At 62.5% G+C, this 7,332-nt stretch carries 5 protein-coding genes; all 5 read right to left on the bottom strand.

Annotated elements, in window-relative coordinates:
- Positions 1-1,253: 1,253 nt before the first annotated feature.
- Positions 1,254-1,811 carry a hypothetical protein gene (locus AC0IW9_RS27970; protein WP_471651583.1) on the bottom strand — a complete coding sequence of 186 codons (558 nt, stop codon included), beginning with the start codon at positions 1,809-1,811 and terminating at the stop codon, positions 1,254-1,256.
- 219 nt (positions 1,812-2,030) lie between these two features.
- Positions 2,031-3,731: an HAD family hydrolase gene (locus AC0IW9_RS27965; RefSeq protein ID WP_471651582.1), complete on the bottom strand. Its 1,701-nt coding sequence runs from the start codon at positions 3,729-3,731 to the stop codon at positions 2,031-2,033.
- A 346-nt stretch (positions 3,732-4,077) separates the two neighbouring features.
- Complete coding sequence (locus tag AC0IW9_RS27960) at positions 4,078-4,881, bottom strand: universal stress protein (protein WP_471651581.1); 804 nt, start codon at positions 4,879-4,881, stop codon at positions 4,078-4,080.
- Positions 4,882-5,160: 279 nt separating this feature from the next.
- The gene (locus AC0IW9_RS27955; RefSeq protein ID WP_471651580.1) at positions 5,161-5,457 is read right to left on the bottom strand and encodes a hypothetical protein; all 297 of its coding nucleotides are present in this window, start codon (positions 5,455-5,457) and stop codon (positions 5,161-5,163) included.
- Between the two features lie 435 nt (positions 5,458-5,892).
- On the bottom strand, positions 5,893-6,834 hold the full coding sequence (locus AC0IW9_RS27950) for an alpha/beta fold hydrolase (RefSeq protein WP_471651579.1): 942 nt from the start codon (positions 6,832-6,834) through the stop codon (positions 5,893-5,895).
- Positions 6,835-7,332: the final 498 nt, after the last annotated feature.

Raw genomic sequence — 7,332 nt, 5'->3', positions numbered from 1 at the left:
ATGCCGAGGGGCAACTGAATCACCATCGTGCAGCCCGTGGGATCACAAGCGATTCAGTCAGGCTGGAAACCGCTCTAACCCTCCGCCACATCCAGCTCCGGATCCCACAGGTGGCTGCTGCGGTGGTGCCGGTCGGCGATCGCCGCCTGCCTGCGGCGCAGTCACCTCCGACCCAGCCGTCCAGCCAAGCTGGCCAGATGCCCGGCAACGGCGTCCGGGGTGGGCCGGCAGCGCGCCCGCTGCCCGACGGCTGCGCACCACTTGGCGAAGGCTTGCCAGTCAGCGGTACAGGCGCGGCGGATATGCACCGACTCCAGGCGCCCGGTGGTGGTGGGGTGGCTATGGCACTGGGTCCCTGCCCCAGTTCGGTTCTGCCGGCCGCCGCGCGGAGCCTGCCGATGCCGGGAGCGACCGGAGCAACCCGACTGATGCCACGGTAAAGCACGATAGCAAACCGGCTGTAGCTAACATCGCGCCAAAACATTGATATTATGCATTGTTCTCTGCCCTTCGGTCTTCGTGCTCCTATCCTCCCCATCTCATCTGCTAATCCTCAGTGCTACCGTTCAGCACAAATATGAGAACACGTTCGAAATAATTTGTCATTTCTAATCTATCCTGCAATGGATGATTGTGTCGAACTATTCCGTATGAAGACTGCACATACAGGCTCGTCCTCTGACGCTGTGAAAGCGAAATCAAGCTGCACGGGAAAGATGCTGAAGTAAGTGTACCATAGGGGTAGCCCCATATGCAGCGCTTAAGCAGAGTGGCGCTTACGGATCGCACGCGTGGCGCGCTCCTGACATTCAAACTTGCTGCTGATTGCCTCCGACAGGCTCGTGCACACGCAGAGCTTCTGCCACCGACTGAGGCATATGCCTTCTGGGCCGGGCCTGGATACCATATCAAGCAGCGTGCTGACGCAGCCGCTTGGTGGGCTGTGACCGTCTATAAGGCCTATGTAGCATCAGGACTAGCCGGCTGTATGCGCAGCGGCGATCGGGACTTAATAATAGCTGCCAATCGACATTTTGACCAGCATTCTGTAGTCTGGAGTAGGTAATAACAATCAAATGGGATCTGGCATTCTTCATTCTGCTTATATTTCATAAACGACGGGACATAGCCGCAAAAGCAAATGGATAAATAAGCGGCTCATATTATCTGAGTAATACGCCGAATAGAAAGAATGTTAATTTTAAATCATTTTTTCGTTACAAATATGATGGACGTTTAGGCAGTTTTACCACTCAGGTGAGCTGCCGATTTTGCGGTTGGTTTGGATCCTTGAGTAGGAGCGACATCAGCATAGGAGAACTTGCCGCCTGTCTCGTAGCAGTGGAGGTCGCCGCCATAAAACATCCGAAGATGGCAGGCCATACCAGTCGGCCGCGATAGTGACCTTCCGCGTCGCCACCGACGCCGATGATGAGCGCATTCCCCACGATGGCCGCGAAGCTGATGCCAATGAAGATTAATGCCAGAGGTGCTTTACGAAGCCAGACAATCAGGCTGCCGAGCGCGAGCACCGGCGCCCGTGCCAAGCTGGTGCGGTCGCCGACCTTCGCTGCGGTGGTCAGCCGCCTGCTCCGGAGCGGCCGGTCGATACCGTCGTCGAGGTAGCCAAGCTCCGCATTCCGAAGCGTTTGCAGGATAGCAGCTTGGTCCCACTTTGCTCCGAAGTAAGCACTGTCAGGCGAAAGCAAAATGGCACCCGCCCGTCCAATCTCAGCGATGAGCGATTCCCGGCAGTAGCGGCGGGTGGTGGCCGACACGATCTCCGCCGCCTCCGAAGCATAGCCGACCATGCCGCCAAGCCGGGCCTGCAGCGGGCTGTCGTCTGCGAAACCGAATTACAGCGAGATGGCGCCATTCAACAGGATACGCTCGTCGCATACGGATGGGTGATTGCTGATTGTCAATTTTACTACGGCCATCGTATCGGACAGCGTGAGTGCCCAGACGATTCTCGCTGCCATCAGGAAGCGTTGGCTCTTGGTGCAGTCACCAATGCCGAACGCCATCCACTATTGATTGGTGATTCCGGCGTAGCGACGACAAATCGCTTGTCGGATGCGACGACGACTCTCTGCAGTGCCCAAGACCGGGTTAAGTTCGATACCTCGAGTTTCTTCGGCCAACTCCTCGTCCTTGATCACATGCCGGAACCAAGCGGAGAAGTCACCAGCCTTGAGATGGCAATACCAAACTTCATCGTCTACATGGGCTGCGATGTCGAGGAAGGAGAACAGATTTTTGGCAGCCAAGAAAGAATTACGCCGCCGGTCGTGGAAATAAAAGCTACGGCCTTCACCGACATCCCCAACGGCATACTTCCCTGCGTGCCGACGGTGGAGTTGGCTTGGCAAGCGAATTTCAAGCGTCACCGGGGCAGCCATCCCCCTTGGGCACCAGTACAAGCCGACACCGGAGTCAGGCGGAGAAGCAGCTACCGGAAGGCTCATACCGAGGAGCCCTGCGACGGAGGCCAGGAATTCAGATGCGTTGTGGCCAAGTGCGAGCACCCCGGTCAGCCTTTGCAGAATCTGTGGTGCCAACAGATGTGGGCAGAGCGTCACCAAGATCATCCCGGACGGTGTCCCCTCGGAGCTATAGCCCCCTGGGGCAGGGAACACTTCATGAGCCTCGTCGACGATAAGCCAGTGCGGTCGGCCGGTTGCCAGACGATGTCGTTTCGCCTCGGACAGCACCAAGGCAAAAGATCGCTGTCGTTCGCTGAGCTCCAGTGCCTGGGTGTTGATGACAAGGTTGATCGCAGTCTTGCGAAGTATCTCAAGGGCCTGGGGCACATCTGGGGCATTGTCGCGGTTGCCGACGCAAACCGCGTTGGCCAAACCAATATAGTCGCCTTCAGGGTCGATGATGCAGAACTCGAATTTCCGATCGGCAAGCTCCTCAGTCAGCCTAGTGATGAGGGTGGATTTCCCGCTGCAGGAACCTCCCGTGATAAGCAGGTTGCCGTCATAGGGTTCGATCAGAACAGGTCGCCCGGCAGCGTCAAGGCCGATCGGGATGCCATGCTTGCGCGGCGAGGCAAGCGATGCGTCCTTCTCGAGCATCAAATTAATCAACTCGGAGACACCAGCACCGTGATCCGCTTGCAGCCGTAGATCGACTGCTTGCTTCAAGGCGGGAAGTGCATTCGAGACGGCTGCAGAGCAGCCGCAGGCCTGAAGCAGCGCATGGTCATTCTCGGCGTCGCCAACACCGACGACGTTGTGCGAAGACAGACCCAACTCTGCAAGCGCCGCCGCAAGGCCTGTTGCCTTGTTGACGCCGGAGGGTAGCACCATAACCGCTCCTTTGTTGAAGCTGATCTGCAGCTCCAGACCAAGTTCGTGCAACGCCGCCAGAATGGATTGGTGATGCGGCTCGAAGGTGGCGATGATGGCGCGGCCAACCGATAGCGGTTGGACTCCAAGGCTTTGCAGACGCTGCAGAAGAAGGACGGACGGCGGTTGGCACAATAGGCGGTCCGGACCACCACCGGGATGATGCAGCAGCGCGCCGTTCTCGGCCACGATGAGGTCAAACAGTGCTTGCTCCGGGAGCAGCGTCGCAATGTCCTCCAGGGTGCGTCCTGTGACGAGCAACAGCTTTCGCCCTGATGCCTTCAGGCGCCGCAATGAGGCCCAGGTCCCGGGCTCGACCTGCCCGTCCTTGGCCAGCGTTCCATCGAAATCTGCAGCAAGGGCGAGGAAGTACATGTCGCCACTCCAGCTGGCTCATTGTCGCAATAGTGGGCCGCCAAGTCTTGGATCGGGATGATCTGGATCAAGGATGTTTTCGCGTACCGGCGTCAAGGCGCCCCCCCTGGCACCAGGCCCATCGCAACTGCCGCGTGACGTCGCCTGTGCTCACCCGGGGTGGCGCCTGTCCCGGTGGTTCTGGGCGGTCGTGGCGCGCCCTGACTCACCGGGGCGCCGCGAAGCCCGAGGATCACCGCACCAAGCCGTCAGGAGTTCCGCCCGCGCCGGCACCGACCGAACGTCTGCGGGGCCGAGGCTGCCTGTAGGCGCGCCCGGCAGGCCGCACGGTTTCGCGCAGACCGCCTCAATGGCTCAGGAGGCAGCATACCGGACAGGTCGCTAGTAACTCCCGGGTGACGCCGCCGAAGACCCGTTCCCGCAGTCGCGTATGGCCATAGCCGCCGGCAACAACGAGATCAGCCTCCAGCCGCACCGCTGCACGGAGCAATTCCGCTGCGGCGCTGCGCTCGCTGCAGATCACCACCTCGCCCAAGGCGCTGGCGCCGTGGCGGAGCAGCAATCCTGCCACGTCCTTCACATGCCGCTGTGCCAGCATGGAATCTTCCCCCGCCTCACAAGCTTCCAGAACGATGACCCGCTCTGCCCGGGTCAGCAGCGGCAAGGCGTCGATCACGGCGCGCCGAGCCTCCCGGCTCTCCTTCCAGGCCACCAGGATGCGGCGCCCCTCGAGCTTGGCGATGCTCGGCGCCACGACTAGGACAGGGCGCCCGGCTCGCATCACCACGTCGCCCGGCTCGGCCAATCGGCCGGTAATGATCAAGTCTGCGGCCCGCGCCTCCCGTGCCATTGCATCGCTCGCCTGCTCCAGGAAGCAGCGCCATTCTGCAGTCGCGCCGGCGATCGTCCGGAACCGGTCGCCAGCGGCTTGCAGCATGGCGCGGATGCGCTGCACTTCGTCCTCGATGATCTCTGCGACCAGCAAGCTTTCGCCGAACGGCGGCCCGAAGGATGGGTGCACTGGACAGGCCGCCAGACCGATCAAATGGGCGCCGAAGTCTCCGGCGAGCCCGGCTGCGAGCTGGATCCGCGCCTCGGCTCCGGCGTCCGGCCCGGCATCCACCATGAGTGCCTTGTAGACCCTAGACATGCTCGCCTCCTTGCTGCCGACGTCGGGGGAGCATCGCAAGTTAGGTGTTTGGCGGGGCCGTGCCTTGATCTGCATCAATCGCGGGCCGTGCCTGTGGTACCAGCACGAGAGCGCCGGAGACATCTCCCGCCCGTAACCGCGCAAGGGCGGTGTTAGCCGCCTCCAGCGGCAGCATCTCGATCGCGGTTCGCGCCGGCACCCGGGACGGCGAGGGCAAGGAACGCCTCGCCGTCGCGCCGGGTGAGGTTGGCGACTGAGCACATCTCGTCTCTTCCCCCCTCAGAAAGGATCTGACCAATCGATGACGATAAGGGCCTGGCTGGCGAGCGGGGTTGGCTCCCGGTCTGGCAGCAGCAACGCCAGGAACCGCGCATCGGTGGCCTCGGCCTGTTCCTGGTCCGCATCGAAAACGCCGTAGCGGTCGAGGAAGCGGTTCATCGCGGCCGGGATCCGCACGCAGCCCTTCGACGCCGGCTGGCCTAGCCGCGGCTCGAGATAATCTGGGTCGGTTGCATGCAGCAAGAAGCGGATCTCGCTTATCTCCCCATCGGCCCGCCAGCCCTTGCTGGCCGGCACGCAGCCAAAGTCTTAGACCCGCATGCCCCGGAGCCCGAGGCCGCGGATATGGTGTTTGTTGAAGGTGCCTTCGGCTCGCCAGTCGAGAGAACTCCCCGGGCGATAGAAATGCTGAATTCGAGCAGGGGATCTGCTCAGAAGATGTTCTAAAAACAAAGCGTTAGACCTTGTTGGCAAAATCGCTCGACTCTCAAGGTCCGGAGACTCTTCGGCATTTCGGAGAGAATTCCCGCCCTCGTTCCGGATCACCACCATCAAGGTCAAGGCCGAAAACCTGCGCCTCAGCGCGGCGCCCTGGTCAGGAAAGACAGGTTGTTTTGGGATCAACTGGAGCAGCGATGGAAACTGGTGAATGAAATTCTCTGGCGCCGACGGGCGGCGGACAGATTGGGCGAGAGCGACTGTCGTGGAGGCCCGAGCGGCGGCCGCCAAGCGTCACCTGCCCGCCTCGCCCTCGAGGAATGCCCGCATTGCTCGCGCTGAGGCGTCCGGCGCCTCTTCCATCGGCACATGGCCGATCCCGGGCAGGATGACCGTGCGCACATCGGGCAGGGCGCGCTCGTAATCCGCGGCGTGAGCGACTGGTATTGCGCTGTCCCGCTCCCCCCACAACAACAGCGCTGGCGCACGGATCGTCGCCAGGATTGGCTCGGGTGGCACGAGGCGCGACTGCAGCAGGCGGTCGAGGATGGCACGCCGCACCCCGGGCGCCAGCAGCATGGCGTGGTAGCGGTCCACCACCGCATCCGTCAGCACCCCGGGCACGGCATAGGCGTTCCGCATCGTTCGCCGCAGCAGCGGCTTCGGCGCGGTATAGGGCAGCAGCCGCATCAGCCTGGGCAACCGCTTGGGCGCACGGCCATACTCGCGGCCCATGCTGGCGAAACCGTCGGGTGCCATCAGCACGAGCTTCGAGACGCGCGCCGGCTCGGCCGCGGCGAAGCGCCAGGCAATCCGCCCGCCCATCGAGGAGCCGACGACCGATGCCTTGCTGATCCCGAGCCGGTCCAGCAGCGCGGCCAGCACGGCAATGCTCCGCTCGTCGGAGTAGTCGCCGGTGGGGTCCGGCCCGGTCAGGCCGAAGCCCGGCAGGTCGAGCGAGACGAGGCGAAAGCGGTCCTCCAGCAGCGGCGCCCATGCCTCCCAGGTGTGCAGCGAGGAAGCGAAGCCGTGGATCAGCAGCACCGCCGGGCCCTCGCGCGGCCCGGTATCGCGGATATGGAGGCGCACCCCTGCCACTTCGACGAATTGCGAGGGTGGTGGCGCCCAGCGACGTTCCAGCGCTGCGCGGGGCAGGTCGGGGTTATAGAGGTAGATCCCGCCGCCCAGCAGCAAGATGCCCAGCGCCACGGCGAGGATGGTCAGGGCACGCCTCATATCAGTTCTTTCTGCCGCCCCACGGTGGCTGGCGACACCCTGGGATATGAGGCGGCAGCGCCCCTTGTCAGCGGGCTTGTCGACAAGCGATTGCAGTAAGGTGATCGACGGCCGGCCGGAGGAAGGGCGCGCCGGTATCTGGCAGGGCGGCTTAACCGCTGGGCAGCAAATCAAGCCGCCTGCGTGACCCAAATCTGCTTAGCCCATAGCCCACCCGGCAAACGCAGCGCAGGCTCCCAGGCGTCCGGACATGGCCAACACTGGTTCCCTGCACCCCACCGTCACGCCAAGCCCAAGAGCCAGCGGTCCAACCTCACCGCACAAATCTTGGCACCCGGCAGCGTACGGTTGAGATGCGCCCGGTTCTGCAGGATCCATCGCAGACAATCGAGTTCACTGTCGAATGGCACGAACTCGCTTCTGCTGACACGTAACGTGGCGCTGTTCACCAGGAATCGAGCCCCTCGATGGCAGCCCGGCGCTCCCGCCCAGTCCCGC

This window comes from Belnapia sp. AC561, from assembly GCF_979252845.1.
This window is presented reverse-complemented; position numbering and strand designations above follow the sequence as displayed.

What these genes read in the sequence shown, in the direction of transcription:
- AC0IW9_RS27960 (WP_471651581.1), bottom strand. Translation starts at nt 4,881, where the DNA reads ATGTCTAGGGTCTACAAGGCACTCATGGTGGATGCCGGGCCGGACGCC.
- AC0IW9_RS27970 (WP_471651583.1), bottom strand. Translation starts at nt 1,811, where the DNA reads ATGGTCGGCTATGCTTCGGAGGCGGCGGAGATCGTGTCGGCCACCACC.
- AC0IW9_RS27950 (WP_471651579.1), bottom strand. Translation starts at nt 6,834, where the DNA reads ATGAGGCGTGCCCTGACCATCCTCGCCGTGGCGCTGGGCATCTTGCTG.
- AC0IW9_RS27965 (WP_471651582.1), bottom strand. Translation starts at nt 3,731, where the DNA reads ATGTACTTCCTCGCCCTTGCTGCAGATTTCGATGGAACGCTGGCCAAG.